General features: G+C 72.3%; 13 protein-coding genes. 5 read left to right on the top strand and 8 right to left on the bottom strand.

Annotation, left to right across the window (positions count from 1 at the left end):
- Window positions 1-4: 4 nt before the first annotated feature.
- The 4 genes from AB0C36_RS13565 to cofD form a co-directional block, all read right to left on the bottom strand.
- Window positions 5-664 (bottom strand): RloB family protein, encoded by a 660-nt coding sequence (locus AB0C36_RS13565; RefSeq protein ID WP_358353257.1) that lies wholly within the window; start codon window positions 662-664, stop codon window positions 5-7.
- Window positions 636-2081 carry an AAA family ATPase gene (locus AB0C36_RS13560; RefSeq protein WP_358353255.1) on the bottom strand — a complete coding sequence of 482 codons (1446 nt, stop codon included), beginning with the start codon at window positions 2079-2081 and terminating at the stop codon, window positions 636-638. The genes AB0C36_RS13565 and AB0C36_RS13560 overlap by 29 nt, the downstream gene beginning before the upstream one ends.
- Before the next feature lie 83 nt (window positions 2082-2164).
- On the bottom strand, window positions 2165-3496 hold the full coding sequence (locus AB0C36_RS13555; protein WP_358353253.1) for a coenzyme F420-0:L-glutamate ligase: 1332 nt from the start codon (window positions 3494-3496) through the stop codon (window positions 2165-2167).
- Window positions 3493-4494, bottom strand: coding sequence for a 2-phospho-L-lactate transferase (gene cofD, locus AB0C36_RS13550; RefSeq protein WP_358353251.1), 1002 nt, complete (start codon window positions 4492-4494; stop codon window positions 3493-3495). Before cofD ends, AB0C36_RS13555 begins: the two co-directional genes overlap by 4 nt.
- Window positions 4495-4668: 174 nt before the next feature.
- Between cofD and AB0C36_RS13545 the strand changes: the two genes are divergently transcribed.
- Window positions 4669-5703 (top strand): NAD-dependent epimerase/dehydratase family protein, encoded by a 1035-nt coding sequence (locus AB0C36_RS13545; RefSeq protein ID WP_358353248.1) that lies wholly within the window; start codon window positions 4669-4671, stop codon window positions 5701-5703.
- A gap of 75 nt (window positions 5704-5778) precedes the next feature.
- Here AB0C36_RS13545 and AB0C36_RS13540 read toward each other — a convergent pair whose 3' ends face one another.
- Both AB0C36_RS13540 and AB0C36_RS13535 read right to left on the bottom strand, forming a co-directional pair.
- Window positions 5779-6909 carry a sensor histidine kinase gene (locus tag AB0C36_RS13540; protein WP_358353246.1) on the bottom strand — a complete coding sequence of 377 codons (1131 nt, stop codon included), beginning with the start codon at window positions 6907-6909 and terminating at the stop codon, window positions 5779-5781.
- Between the two features lie 6 nt (window positions 6910-6915).
- Window positions 6916-7806, bottom strand: coding sequence for a response regulator (locus tag AB0C36_RS13535; RefSeq protein ID WP_358353244.1), 891 nt, complete (start codon window positions 7804-7806; stop codon window positions 6916-6918).
- 212 nt (window positions 7807-8018) lie between these two features.
- Here AB0C36_RS13535 and AB0C36_RS13530 point away from each other — a divergent pair, with 212 nt between their 5' ends.
- The 3 genes from AB0C36_RS13530 to AB0C36_RS13520 are packed head-to-tail and all read left to right on the top strand — an operon-like array spanning window position 8019 to window position 10136.
- A complete protein-coding gene (locus AB0C36_RS13530; protein ID WP_358353242.1) occupies window positions 8019-8699 on the top strand; it encodes a glycosyltransferase family 2 protein in 681 nt (226 codons plus the stop codon).
- Window positions 8692-9363, top strand: a complete 672-nt coding sequence (locus tag AB0C36_RS13525) for a TIGR04282 family arsenosugar biosynthesis glycosyltransferase (RefSeq protein ID WP_358353240.1) — start codon at window positions 8692-8694, stop codon at window positions 9361-9363. The genes AB0C36_RS13530 and AB0C36_RS13525 overlap by 8 nt, the downstream gene beginning before the upstream one ends.
- The gene (locus tag AB0C36_RS13520) at window positions 9360-10136 is read left to right on the top strand and encodes a class I SAM-dependent methyltransferase (RefSeq protein WP_358353239.1); all 777 of its coding nucleotides are present in this window, start codon (window positions 9360-9362) and stop codon (window positions 10134-10136) included. Before AB0C36_RS13525 ends, AB0C36_RS13520 begins: the two co-directional genes overlap by 4 nt.
- Window positions 10137-10183: 47 nt before the next feature.
- On the opposite strand, the gene AB0C36_RS13515 is transcribed toward AB0C36_RS13520, so the two are convergent.
- Together AB0C36_RS13515 and AB0C36_RS13510 are read right to left on the bottom strand one after the other, a co-directional pair.
- Window positions 10184-10708 (bottom strand): hypothetical protein, encoded by a 525-nt coding sequence (locus AB0C36_RS13515; RefSeq protein WP_358353237.1) that lies wholly within the window; start codon window positions 10706-10708, stop codon window positions 10184-10186.
- Window positions 10705-11913: a molybdopterin-dependent oxidoreductase gene (locus AB0C36_RS13510; protein WP_358353235.1), complete on the bottom strand. Its 1209-nt coding sequence runs from the start codon at window positions 11911-11913 to the stop codon at window positions 10705-10707. The genes AB0C36_RS13515 and AB0C36_RS13510 overlap by 4 nt, the downstream gene beginning before the upstream one ends.
- Window positions 11914-12167: 254 nt before the next feature.
- Between AB0C36_RS13510 and AB0C36_RS13505 the strand changes: the two genes are divergently transcribed.
- The coding region (locus AB0C36_RS13505) for an MptA/MptB family glycosyltransferase (RefSeq protein ID WP_358353233.1) at window positions 12168-13488 on the top strand (1321 nt) is incomplete at its 3' end.

Here is a 13488-nt window from a genome sequence, read left to right as displayed (position 1 = left end):
CCGGTCATGTGGTCGTGCTCCGCGGCTGCGCGCGTAGTTGGGACTTGGCGCCGTCGGTGAGGCGGTTGACGAGTTGCCAGACGTTGGTTGTGGGGTTCTTCGTGTACTCAAGCCCTGAAGGGTCGAGGCGATGGGCTCGGATTCGTGCGTCGGCGAGTCCTGCGGCGTAGTCCGCGAACCGGATCCTGGTCTTGTCGTAGTGCGGGATGTGGCGCTTCAAATACGGCTCCAGTTCGCCGTACGAGCCGCAGTGGGCCTTGTGGTCTGCCACGTGCAGCAGCAACCAGACTTCGAAGCAGGGGTTGGAGATCGCGAGTCGGATGCCCACGTCCTTGGCGCTGGTTCGCGCAACCTGGAGATCCTGAAACTGGTCGACGTCGACCACACACCAGACCTCGTCGAAGGCGTTGCGGTCCTGATTACGTAACTGCTTTGCGTACTCGACCACTTGGTTCGGCGCCGCGGCCTTGACGGCGACCTTCACGGTGACGGCGGGGTTCGCTATGTAGTCGCGGAGGCCCTTGAGGTATGCGGGTTCGGTAACCGCCGCCCCGCAGACGACCAGCAGCCGGTCGCGGGGCTCGCGAACGCCGCTACGTCGCCTGATGTCGGATTCGTACCCCGGTCGGCGATCGCTACCTGACGGCTTCTTCTGGCGTGCCATCGCCGCATCCCCCTCGTACGGCCACGGCTGCCTCGAAGCGTTCGTCGGAGACGAACGGGACGGCGCCGTAGCTCCCACCCAGATAACGGCGTTCGCGATTCTCGTCCTTGCGCGGTCGGAAGTCGGACAGCGGGAACAACGTGGTGGCCCCGGCTTCGTCCTTCTCGACGAACCACACCTGGTCTCGCTCCAACACGTCCTCGCCGCCAAGTTTGCCCAGCAGCGTGGCGTCGTGTGTGGTCAACAGGAGTTGCGCGCCGCAGGGGTTCGTCGACTGCGAGCGGAACAACTTGACGATGTGTGCCGTGATGAGCGGGTGAAGGCTGGCGTCGATCTCGTCGACGACCATGACGCCGCCGCTGTCCAGGACACTCAGCAACGGCCCGGCGTAGCGGAAGAGAGCCTGGGTTCCTGCCGACTGCACGGCGAGCGGGAGTTTGACCTCCCCGGCGCGGGACTTCTGGATGAAGTGGACGCGATCGCGTTGTCGGGCGCGCGTGTGCAGCAGCTGCGCATCGCGGACTGCCTTGCGCAGGTTGTGGATTGCCTCGGACTCCGCGTCGCTCGCGACGGCGCGCCGCAGTTCCTGCTCGGTCTGCGCGAGTAACCTTTCCGCGTGTGCGGACTCTTCCGAGCGTTCCAGCACCACGTCCTCGATGCCCAGATCTGCTTCCCGCAGCAGCGAGACGACGCGGTCATGGGTGTCGCCTTCGGCCAGTCGGCGCATCGTCGTGAGTGCGCTCACGTGGGTCATGAAACGCAGTTGCGTGGTGAACCAGTTGAACACCGGTAGGACCGCGTCCTGACGTGACCTCGCCGCCACCGACAGAAGGAGTACGTTCGGCGCCGTGATGTCCTCGATCAGCGAGAACAGTTCGCGTTCCCGGGCGCCGACGTCGCTGCCGAGCTTGATCCCGTCGTTCGTGCGTTGGAAGACGACGCGCTTGCGGCCCAACGGGTACGAGAAAAGCCATTCCTCGCGGACGCCGTGGCCGTCGACGCTGAACCCATACGTGTAGCGGACGCCGCCCAGGCCGAGGTCCGCCACGTACCAGGACGGTTCCGCGATCCCCGTCGGATCGAGGACGAAGGGCGTGCGCTCTACGCCGCCGCCGGGGACGGCCGCGTCGTGCGAGCCGCGAACCATGCGGGCCATCCAGCGGAGCGCGTCCACCAGGTTCGACTTGCCCGCGGCGTTGGGCCCGAAGACGGCGGCGACGGGTACACAGCGCAGCTCGGTGCCGTCGGACACGCCCGCGTCGTACACGGGCGTCAACGCCAGTTGCTGTTCCGCGTGAATGGAGAGGTGGTTGGCGACGCGGAAGCTGAGCAGCACCCCGATCCCCTCTCTACGGCGTTCTCGGCGCCTCGTGCGCTTGTGAAATGCGAAATCCGACTCCTGATTGCTCCGAGCCAAGGATCTCATCGCCTACGAGGATGAGCTATAGGAACGCGGAAGCCGATCGAGTTCCGCGTTGTTCACTCGTTCGGCCCAGTCGGTCAGCGGGTGGTGATGACTTCGTCGGGGGTTCTTGGCGGGCGGGGGCGGGGGGGGTCGGCGGGGTGGCCTACGGCGATGGCACCCATGGGGTCCCAGGTGGGTGGCAGGTCCAGGGCCTCGCGGACGGTGTCGCGGCAGAACATCGTGGAGGAGACCCACGCGGAGCCGAGGCCCTCGGTGGTGAGCGCGACCAGGAAGTTCTGCACCGCGGCGCCGGCGGAGACGACGAACATCTCGCGTTCGGCGGCGGTGCGGACGGGGTCCGGGTAGGTGTGTGCGCCGTCGGTGACGAGGCAGGGGACGGCGATGTGGGGGGCGTTGCGCAGGAGGTCGCCGCGGGCGACGCGGCGGGTGATCGCGTCCTCGGCGAGGCCGTCGGCGCGCAGGTCGCGGATCCAGGCGTCGCGCATCGCGTCCAGCAACTGCGTGCGCGACTCCCGGGATTCGAGCAGGACGAAGCGCCACGGGACGGTGTGGTGCGGGGCTGGCGCGGTGATCGCGGCGGCGACCGCGCGGCGTACGGCGGCGGGGTCGACCGGCTCGGCGGTGAAGGCGCGGGTGGTACGGCGGGCGGTGACGGCGTTGCGCGCGCCCTCCCGCATCGCGTCGTCGGTGCCCAGGCGGAACATGTCGTCGGCCGAGCTGCGCACGACCGTGCGGATGCCCTCGCCGTCCGCGTCGGTGACCAGATGCGGCAGACCGCGCACGATCGCCACCGGGACCGCCCCCGCCTTGCCCTTGACCAGCTCGGCGGCGGAGGCCAGTTCGTCCACGACGGCGGTGACGGTGACGGCCAGTTCGTTGCCGTGCGTGTCGGTACGCCCCCGGTGGTCGTCGAGCGCGTCCAGGCCCGCGACGCCGATCGCGACGTCGGTGAGCCCGGTACGCCACGGGCGGCCGAAGGTGTCGCTCACCACGATGCCGAGGCGGCGAGAGGTGCGTGCGGCGAGGCCGGCACGCAGCGTGCGCGCCGACGCGTCCGAGTCCTCGGGGAGCAGGAGCAGCGTGCCCGGCTCGGTGTTCGAGGCGTCGACCCCTGCCGCGGCCATCACGAAGCCGTGCCGGGTCTCCACGATGCGGGTGTTGCCGCGCTTCGCGACCACCCGCACGGCCTCGGAGTCGATCACCTTGTCGCGGTCGACGCCGCGCAGCAGCCGGCCCTCGGCCTTGCTGACGATCTTGGAGGTGACCACGAGGATGTCGCCGTCCAGCAGGCCGGGCCCGTCGGCGGCCGTCGCGGCGGCGGCGATCAGCGCGGCGAGGTCGTCGCCCTCGCGCACCTCGGGGATGCCCGGTACGCCGAGGACCTCGTATCCGCGCGGCGGGGTCATACGCCGCCCTCCGCCCGCACCTCGGCCGCCATGTCGAGGGCCGCGCGCGCCATGGCCGCGGTCGCCTCCACGTCGGTCATCATGAGCGGGATCGCGCGGCACGGGATCCCGGCCTCCTCGACCGCGGCGACCGAGTCCGCGTCGGTGGAGTCGACGAGCCAGCCGTCCAGCAGCCCGGGGCCGTAGTGCTTGGCCACCGCGACAGCCGACGTCTCGACGCCGACCGCATCGAGGACCTTGTCGGCCATGCCGCGCACCGGCGCGCCGCCCACGATCGGCGACAGCCCGACGACGGGCGCCTCGGCCTCGACCAGCGCGTCCCTGATGCCCGGTACGCCGAGGATCGTGCCGATGCTGACCACCGGGTTCGACGGCGGGAACAGGATCACGTCCGCCTCGGCGATCGCCGCCAGCACACCCGGGGCCGGCTTGGCCTCCTCGATGCCGACCGGGACGATCGCGTACGCGGTCGGCGCGGCACGCAGCTTGACCCAGTACTCCTGGAAGTGGATCGCCTTGCGGGTGCCGGGACGGTCGCCCGCGACAGCGTCAGCGAGCTCGGCGGTGTCCACCACGACGTGGGTCTCGACGCGGTCGTCCGACATCGGGATCAGGCGTACGCCCGGCTTCCACCGCGCGCACAGCGCCTCGGTCACCGCGCTCAGCGGGTAGCCGGCGCCCATCATCTGGGTCCGCACGATGTGGGTCGCGTAGTCGCGGTCGCCGAGCCCGAACCACGTCGGCTCGACGCCGTACGCGGCCATCTCCTCGCGGATGCTCCACGTCTCGTCGCGGCGGCCCCAGCCCTGCTCGTCGTTGATGCCCTCGCCGAGGGTGTACATCACCGTGTCGAGGTCCGGGCACACTTTGAGTCCGAACAGGTGGATGTCGTCGCCGGTGTTGCCGACGACAGTGATGTCCGCCTGGGGTTCCGCTGCCTTGAGGCCCCGCAGGAACCGTGCTCCGCCGATCCCGCCGGCCAGTACCACGATGCGCATGCGGACCAGTCTCGCAGGCTCGGCGGCTACCGGAAGCCGCCGGGGCGGGTGAAGACGCGACACGTGTGGACGTGCGTTCGAGATGTGTCCGCCGACGAGCCGATCTCTTACGAAAGCCTGACGCCCCGCCATGTCGCCTCCGGGGCCCGGCCCCCGCGGCCTAGCGTCGTCGGCATGAGGATCCTCGTCACCGGCGGCGCCGGCTTCATCGGGTCGCACGTCGTGGACGCCCTGCTCGCGGCGGGCCACGACGTACGCGTGCTCGACGCGCTGCTGCCCGCCGTCCACCGGGCGCCGCCGCAGGTCTCCGCCGACGTCGAGTTCCACGCAGGGGACGTACGCGACGCCGCCGCGGTCGCCGCCGCACTGCGCGGCGTCGACGCGGTCAGTCACCAGGCCGCGATGGTCGGCCTCGGCCTGGACCTGGACGACGCACCGGCGTACGTCGGCTGCAACGACCTCGGCACGGCCGTGCTGCTCGCCGAGATGGCCCGCGCGAACATCGGCCGCCTCGTGCTCGCGGGGTCGATGGTGGTCTACGGCGAGGGCCGCTACACCTGCGGGGAACACGGCCTCGTCGTACCGGGCCCGCGCCCGGAGGCCGATCTGTCCGCGGGGCACTACGAACCGCGCTGCCCCGGTTGTGCGGGTGATCTGACACCGGGGCAGATCGCCGAGGAGGCCGCGCCCGACCCGCGCAACGTGTACGCGGCGACCAAGCTCGCACAGGAACACCTGGCCGCCGCATGGGCCCGCACGGTCGGCGGCACCGCGACGTCGCTGCGCTACCACAACGTGTACGGGCCGAGGATGCCGCGCGACACCCCGTACTCCGGCGTGGCCTCGGTCTTCCGCTCCGCACTGGAAGCGGGCGTCGCACCGCGCGTGTACGAAGACGGCGGACAGCGCCGGGACTTCATCCACGTCGCGGACGTCGCCGCCGCGAACGTCGCGGCCCTGGGGCGCGCGGCCGTCGGCATGCGCGCCTACAACGTCGGGACGGGCCGCCCCCGGACCGTCGGGCAGATGGCCGGCGCCCTGGCCGCCGCGCGAGGCGGCCCCGAACCGGTCGTGACCGGGCAGTTCCGGCTCGGCGACGTCCGGCACATCACCGCGTCCCCGGCCCGCATCGAACGCGAACTCGGGTGGCGCGCGCACGTGGACTTCGAGGCAGGTATGACGGAGTTCGCCAACGCCGGCCTGCGGTGAGGGCGGGAACGGCACCGCATGGAACGGCACCGCATGTTAACGGCACCGCAGGAGCGGCACCGCACGGGAGCGGCACTACACAGGAAGCCGGACCTCGAACCGGCAGCCACCGCTGATGTTGACGACGCCGACCGAACCCTTGTGCGCCTCCACGATCCCCCGCACGATCGCGAGCCCGAGGCCGGCGCCTCCGTCCGGTCCCGGAGTTCGCGCGTGCGAACCGCGCCACCCGGTGTCGAACACCCGCGGCAGATCGTCCTCCGGGATGCCACCGCACGCGTCCGTCACGGTCAGCAGCACGCCGTCCGGCCCGGTGCGCACCCCGACCGCCACGGTCCCGTCGGACGGCGTATGCCGGATCGCGTTGACCAGCAGGTTCGTCAGTGCCCTGGACATCTCGCGGCTGTCCACGTGAACCGGGACGGGTTCGATCACCTCGCCGCGCAGCCGTACCGCCCGGGACCGCGCCAACACCTCGGTGCCCGCCATCGCGTCGCCGACCAGGTCGTACAACGACACGCGTGACAACGACAGTTGCAGAGCACCCGCCTGGATCCGCGACAGCTCGAACAGATCGTCGACCATGCCGCTCAGCCGGTCGACCTCGATCCGCATGCGCCGGTGGTAGCGCGCCGGATCGGCGGCGACGCCGTCCTCCAGCGATTCGGCCATCGCCCGCAGCCCGGCGAGCGGCGTACGCAGGTCGTGCGAGATCCACGCGATCAGCTCGCGCCTCGACTGCTCCACCGCCCGCTCGCGGGCCCGCGCCTCGGTGAGGCGGGCGCTCGTACGCTCCAACTCACGGCTCAGATCGGCGAGTTCCGCTATCGACGAAGGCCGCGGCGGGTGATACGCCGGGGCGGTGTCGGACGACGCCGACCCGAGGCCGTGTGCGGCCTGCTGCAACGCGCGTACGTCCGCCACCACCGGCCTGCCGAGCACCGCCGCCACCGCGACCGCGAGCACGGCGGACACGCCGCACACCACCATCATCACCGTCAGGTCGTGCGACGACAGGAACATCGCCTGCGCGACCCCGACCGTGCCGGCCGCCATCGCGGCGACGGTCACGACCGAGACGGCGCCGAGCGCCACCGACAGCGGACGGTGCCGTGTCAGACGCAGCAAGGCCATGCCGCACAGCGTCACGGCCAGACCGCACGCGGCCGCGATCAGGCAGATGAGCAGGAAATCCTTGAGCGGCATGCGGCGTCACGGCCTGGTGGACGGGTGCGGAGATGCGCCCGAAGCCGGGTCCGCAGTTGCGCCGGGAGAGTGGGCCGGCAGCGCCGAGTCCGCGGGCCCCGCCGAGTCCGCCGGCCTTGGCGGCTCAGCCGGATCAGCCGGATCAGCAGCGCCTGCCGCGTCAGCCATGCCTACCGGGTCGGCCGAGCGCACTGAGTCCGCCGCTTCCGCCGCTTCCGCCGAGTCCAGTCGGTACCCCACGCCCCAGACCGTCACCAGCGTGCGCGGCGCCGCCGGGTCGTCCTCGATCTTCTCGCGCAACCGCCGCACGTGCACCGTCACAGTCGAGCGGTCCCCGAACGACCACCCCCACACCTCGTGCATCAGCTCCTCGCGCGAGAACACCCGGCCGGGATGCTGGAGCAGGAAGCACAGCAGATCGAACTCGCGTGCGGTCAAGGACAGTTCCCGGCCCGCCCGGGTGGCGCGGTGGGCGGCCACGTCGATTTCGATGTCGCCGTGCCGCAGCAGGTCGGTCGCGGTCGACGGAGCCGCCCCGACTCTCCGAAGCACCGACCGCACCCGCAACACCAGTTCGCGCGGGCTGAAGGGTTTGGTCACGTAGTCGTCCGCGCCGATCTCCAGGCCGAGCACGCGGTCGCTCTCCTCGCCCAGCGCGGTCAGCATGACGACGGGCACAGGTGCGCGCCGCCGCAACCTGCGGCAGACCTCCAAGCCGTCCATGCCGGGCAGCATCAGATCGAGCACCACAAGGTCCGGGAGTGACTCTTCGGCCATCGCCAGCGCCGTCGGCCCGTCCGGCGCATGTGCGGTGGTGAAGCCCGCCCGGCGCAGGTAGTCGACGACGACCTCGGCCACGGTCGGGTCGTCGTCCACCACGAGAACGGTGCTTGTCATACGGCGGAGTCTACGGACGGCGCGCGCCGCGTCGCGGGCGTCGCCGATGGGCCGTTCGGATTCCGTAAGACCTCGCCGAGACGTGTTCGACCGGCCTTCGGCGAGGGTGTTCGAACACCGCGCGGGACCGGCGCGCGCCGCGGCCCGACGTACGAATTTCGTAAGCACGCCGCGCCCGGGAATCCCGGTCCGCGCTGCCTAGCGTGAATGCCATGGACGTTGCCCCCACCCCGCCCGCCGCCCGCGTCGATGTCGTCCTGCCGTGCCTCGACGAGGCCGGGGCCCTCCCGTGGGTCCTGGAACGCATGCCGTCCGGCTATCGGCCGATCGTCGTCGACAACGGCTCGGCGGACGGTTCCGCCGACCTCGCCCGCGCACTGGGCGCCCACGTCGTCGAGGAGCCGGTACGCGGCTTCGGCGCGGCCTGCCACGCGGGCCTGCTCGCCGCCACCGCGCCCGTCGTGTGCTTCTGCGACTGCGACGCGTCCCTCGACCCGGGTGAACTCCCGTACGTCGCCGACCCGGTGCTGACCGGCGACGCCGACCTCGTGCTGGGCCGCCGCCGCGCCGCGACCTGGCGGGCCTGGCCACCGCACGCCCGCATCGCCAACCGCGTCCTTGCCCGGAAGCTCCGTGCCCGCACCGGGGCCCGCCTGCACGACCTCGGCCCGATGCGCGCCGCGCGCCGTGCCGACCTGCTCGGCCTGGGGCTCGCCGACCGCAGGTCCGGCTACCCGTTGGAAATGGTCGTGCGCGCCGCCTCGGCCTCGTGGCGGATCCGCGAGACCGACGTGCGGTATCTGCCCAGGACCGGACGTTCCAAGGTGACCGGAACCGTACGCGGCACGATCACCGCAGTCCGCGACATGAGCGCGGTGCTGGCCCATGTCTGACCTGCCCCCCACACTCCTCGTCATCGCGAAATCGCCCAGCCCCGGACGGGTGAAGACCCGCCTCACCCCGCCGCTCACCCCCGAACAGGCCGCCGACATCGCCGAGGCCGCCCTCGCCGACACGCTCGACGCGGTACGTCTCGCCCCCGCCCGCCGCCGGGTCCTCGTCCTGGACGGCCGCCCGCGCGCCTGGTTCCCGCCCGACGTCGAGGTCGTCCCGCAATGCGGCGGCGGGCTCGACGAGCGGCTGGCCGCCGCCTTCGCCGCCTGCACCGGGCCGACGCTGCTGATCGGCATGGACACCCCGCAGGTCACCGCCGACCTGCTGACGGTCGACTGGACGCTCGCCGACGCGTGGTTCGGCGCCGCGTCCGACGGCGGCTTCTGGGCGCTCGGCCTGCGCGACCCCGACCCCGCGCTGCTGCTCGGCGTGCCGATGTCCGTCCCGCACACCGGGCGCGTGCAGTACGAGCGCCTTCTCGCGGCCGGCCTGACCGTCCGCAACCTGCCCGTCCTCAACGACATCGACACCGCGGACGACCTCGCCGACGTGGCGCGGAGTGCTCCGCACACCCGGACCGCGCGTCTGGCGTTCGCGTACGACGCCCTGGCCGCGCGGACGACGAGAGCCGACATCCCGGCCCGCGCGGGCGGCCCCGCGTGAGGGCTGCCGCGGTCGGGAACGCCGCTTTCGAGACCGCCGTGTCAGGGCCGGCCGCGTCCGGTGCCGCCGCGTCCGGGCCATCCGCGTCCGGGCCGGCGGCGACCGGGCCATCCGCGACCGGGCCATCCGCGACCGGCAGTTCCGCGCTGGAGCCGTACGAGCACGCCCTCCGGACCGGCGGCCCTGTCTACCTCCGCCGCGCCGACGGCCGCCGCCACGCCCTCGACATCGCCCGATGGACGGCCGAACCCGACGCGGCCGACCGCAGCATGCTGGTGCGCTGCTGGGGGCCGACGCTCGACATCGGATGCGGGCCCGGCCGACTGGTCGCCGCACTCGTTCGCCGGGGAACTCCCGCACTCGGCATCGACCTCGCGCCCGCCGCCGTGCACCTGACCGTCGCGTCCGGCGGCGCCGCGCTGCGCCGCTCGGTATTCGATCCGCTGCCCGGCGAACGCCGGTGGGGGACAGCCCTGCTCGCCGACGGCAACATCGGCATCGGCGGCGACCCCGCGGCACTGCTCACTCGGACCGCCGCCCTGCTGCGGGACCGAGGCTGCCTGATCGTCGAGACGGAAGCCGAAGAGCCGTACGCACACGAGCGGTTCGCGGCATGCGTCGAGGACGCCCGCGGCCGGACGGGGGCGCCCTTCCGATGGGCCCGCCTGGGCGTACGGGCTCTTGAGGGGCTGGCCCCGGCCTGCGGCTTCGCGGTGCGCGAGACGTGGACGGTCGGCGACCGGCAGTTCGCCGCGCTCGTCGGAGCGCCCTGACCGGGCCGAGTTGTCCGGTGTACCGGTTCGATCGACCTGACACACACTCAGCGTGCCCGCTCCGCAAGCCATTTGCGGACGCCGATCACCATCCCCGTGACCGCCAGGACCGCACCCCAGATCAACGCCAGGTTCCGCCCGTAGTCCAGCGGCAGGACCGACGGATTCGGCGGCGGCCACGGCCGTACCAGCGCGGGCAGCGCGATCAGCGTGGCCGCCACCCCGACCGCCAGGCCGCCGAGCAGCGTACGCCGCACCCAAGGCGCCGGCCCGCGACCCGGAAGCATGCGCATCACCAGCCAGCCGGTCCCGAACACGAGGCCCGCGAAGACGATGTCGTGCAGCAGCAAGCCGCCGACCAGCCAGCGCAGGACCGCCCACTTGTCTACGTACGCGGGCTGGTCGAGCAATCCGGCGATGCCGTAGCCGATGCCGGCGAGTCCGACGGCTCCGAGCAGCAGACGGAACACGCGTACCGTCCCCGACACTTCGTGCTCTCCGGACCTGTACGTCGCCAGGCCCTCGCGCGCTGCGTTCGCCGCCCCGTCTTCGTGCGCCTCGCCCCCGCTCACGTCAGCACCTCCATCCGCGTGACCCACTTCGTCTGCAGCACACCTGGTCGGTTCGGCGCGATGATCCGCGCCGGGTACCCGTGGTCCTCCGCGAGCGGCTCCCCGTTGATGCCGAGCGCGAGCAACGTCAGCGGGTCGCGGGTGTATTCGCGCCGCATCTCCATGACCGAGTACGGGCTGAACTGCTCCAACGAGAACACCCGGAGTGTCGCGTCCGCGGGTGCGCCGACGCGGTCCATCAGGTCCCGGATCCGAACCCCCGTCCACCGGGCGGACGCACTCCAGCCCTCCACGCACGCGATGGGCAGCCACACCGAGTGCTGCGGCATCGCCAGCAACTCAGCGCGTGACAAGGACACTTCGAGCGGTCCCGTGATCGTGAGCCGCCACTCCGGATCACGAATGGGTTGCAGAACGCCCGCCTGCGCGGCGGTCCGGTTGACGGGCAGCCGCTGCGGTCCGACCCCGGGGCGGCGCGGTGCCAACGGGGAAGCCTTCGCCAGCGGGGACACCGTCTGGCCGATCGTCGCGAGCGTCACCACGCCGACCGACGCTCCGAGGGCGACCAGCAGGCCGCGCCGTGAGGGGGTGGCGTCGTCCACGGGCCGTGGATCCGCCTCGGGGCCGCGGCTCCAGTGCTCGGTGATCACCGGGAGCTGTACGCCGATGTGCAGGATCAGCGCGCCCGTCAGCACCCAGCCGATCCAGTAGTGCACCGGTACGAACGGGAACGCCCACGGATACCACTGCACGATGTTGATCAGCCCGGTGGCCAGTTCGAACACCGCCGTGGCGACCAGGACGGCGATGGACAGCCGTTCCAGGGCGTGGCGCAGCGAGCGGGCCGGAGGCCACACGTACAGCCTCGGATAGACCACCCACAGCTTGGCCAACAGCAGTGGAACCGCGGCGATCCCGGCCGCCACGTGCGCCCCCTGGGTCACCCGGTAGCCCCAGACCGGACGGCTGGGCAGCGCGAGCCAGCCCGGTTGATGCTGCATCAGGTGGCTGAGCAGACCGGTCAGGAAGCACACGATCAAGGCGGTCCCCAACAGGCGTCCGACCACCACCGCCGTGCGCGGATCGTGCAGCGCGGTGCGGAACGCGCCCGCGCGCAGCGGGCCTTTGCGCAGGACCTCGGGCGGCGCCGGGAGCGGGATGTCGTGGGGCAGGCGGCGGGCGCCGGGAACGCGGGTGCTCCTCATGCCTGCACTCAATCCCCGAGGACGCCTCCATGTACCGCCCCTGGTGCTTACGGAGTGCTGACGTCCGGACGCGGCGGACCTGTTCCGGGCTTCCGGGGTGCCATCGTCGAGGCATGCCCGCAGGCAAGACCCCTTCCCCTTCCCCTTCCCCTTCCCGGGGCACGCCGGCCCGTCCGTCCGCGACGCCGCCCACAACGGGTACAACGGCTACAACGGCACCCACAACGCCGCCCGCGACGCCGTCCCGGCGCGCCGTGGTCGCCTGGACGGTGTCCGCCGCGGCGGTGGCCACCGCCCTCGGCGGCGCCCTCGCCTACGCCGTCCACGGCCCGTACGCGCGCCCCGACACCACCGCCATCCACGCCGTCTACGCCGTCGCCTGGTCGCTGTTCGCCCTCGCCGCCTGGCTGGTCGTACGCCGCGTGCCGCGCCGCGCCGCCGTCCCGCTGATCCTGTTCGGGGCGGTCGCCTTCCAGGCGGTGGCCATGACCGCGGTGCCGCAGACGAGTGACGACGCGTACCGCTACGCCTGGGACGGGCGCGTGCAGGCGGCCGGGATCTCGCCGTACCGGCACAGCCCGCAGGACCCGGCTCTCGAACACCTGCGCGACGACTGGCTGTTCCCGCCCGGCGACTGCGTCGGCTGGTTCCGGCACCCGCTGCCGGACGGCGCCTGCACGCTGATGAACCGCCCGTCCGTGCACACGATCTACCCGCCCGTCGCGCAGTTCTGGTACCGCGGCGTGCACGCCGTGACCCCCGACGGCGGGCGCGAGCCCGTGCAGGCCGCGGCGGCACTCGTGGCGGTGGCGGTGACCGTGGCGCTGCTGCTCGTGCTACGGCGCTTCGGCCGCGATCCCCGGCACGCGGTGCTGTGGGCGTGGTGCCCGATGGTCGTCCTCGAATCCGGCAACAACGGCCACGTCGACGGTCTCGGCGTCCTGTTCATGGTCCTCGGCCTCGCGGCGGTCGCGGCCCGCCGGCCGGTCCTCGGCGGCGTGCTGACCGGGGCGGCCGTCGCGGTGAAGATGTTCCCGGCGGCGTCCCTGATCGGGAGCACCCGGCGTAGGCCGCTGCTGACCGGGGGAGTCGCGGTGCTCACGGTTGCCGTGTCCTATGTGCCGTATCTGCTGATGTCCGGCTCCGCCGTGGTCGGGTACCTGCCCGGCTACTTGCGGGAGGAGCGCTACGACGACGGCGCCCGCTTCGGGCTGCTCGGCCTCGTGCTGCCCGAGAGCGCGACCCCGTACGCCGCCGTGGCCGTGCTGCTCGCCGCCGCCGTGGTGATCGGCCGCCGCGCCGACCCGGACCGCCCGTGGGGCGCGGCGCTCACGATGACGGGGACCCTGCTGCTGGTGCTCACCCCGAACTACCCGTGGTACGCCCTGCTCCTGGTCGCCCTCGTGGTGCTCGACGGCCGCGCCGAGTGGATGGCCGTGGGGCTGGCCGGATACGCGGTCTACTTCACGTGGTTCCTGGGGGTGCCGGCCGAGCGGATCCGCCTCGTCCACCAATCGGCCTATGCGGCCGCGTTCCTGGTGGTGGCCGGCGCGGCGGCGGTACGCGCGTACCGCC

Origin of the sequence: Streptodolium elevatio, from assembly GCF_040649515.1 — a bacterium.
GTDB classification, from domain to species: domain Bacteria; phylum Actinomycetota; class Actinomycetes; order Streptomycetales; family Streptomycetaceae; genus Yinghuangia; species Yinghuangia elevatio.
This window is presented reverse-complemented; position numbering and strand designations above follow the sequence as displayed.

Bases quoted from the DNA above. Each gene is read 5' to 3' on its own strand.
- AB0C36_RS13565 (WP_358353257.1), bottom strand. From the start codon at position 664: ATGGCACGCCAGAAGAAGCCGTCAGGTAGCGATCGCCGACCGGGGTAC.
- AB0C36_RS13555 (WP_358353253.1), bottom strand. From the start codon at position 3,496: ATGACCCCGCCGCGCGGATACGAGGTCCTCGGCGTACCGGGCATCCCC.
- cofD (WP_358353251.1), bottom strand. From the start codon at position 4,494: ATGCGCATCGTGGTACTGGCCGGCGGGATCGGCGGAGCACGGTTCCTG.
- AB0C36_RS13545 (WP_358353248.1), top strand. From the start codon at position 4,669: ATGAGGATCCTCGTCACCGGCGGCGCCGGCTTCATCGGGTCGCACGTC.
- AB0C36_RS13540 (WP_358353246.1), bottom strand. From the start codon at position 6,909: ATGCCGCTCAAGGATTTCCTGCTCATCTGCCTGATCGCGGCCGCGTGC.
- AB0C36_RS13535 (WP_358353244.1), bottom strand. From the start codon at position 7,806: ATGACAAGCACCGTTCTCGTGGTGGACGACGACCCGACCGTGGCCGAG.
- AB0C36_RS13530 (WP_358353242.1), top strand. From the start codon at position 8,019: ATGGACGTTGCCCCCACCCCGCCCGCCGCCCGCGTCGATGTCGTCCTG.
- AB0C36_RS13525 (WP_358353240.1), top strand. From the start codon at position 8,692: ATGTCTGACCTGCCCCCCACACTCCTCGTCATCGCGAAATCGCCCAGC.
- AB0C36_RS13510 (WP_358353235.1), bottom strand. From the start codon at position 11,913: ATGAGGAGCACCCGCGTTCCCGGCGCCCGCCGCCTGCCCCACGACATC.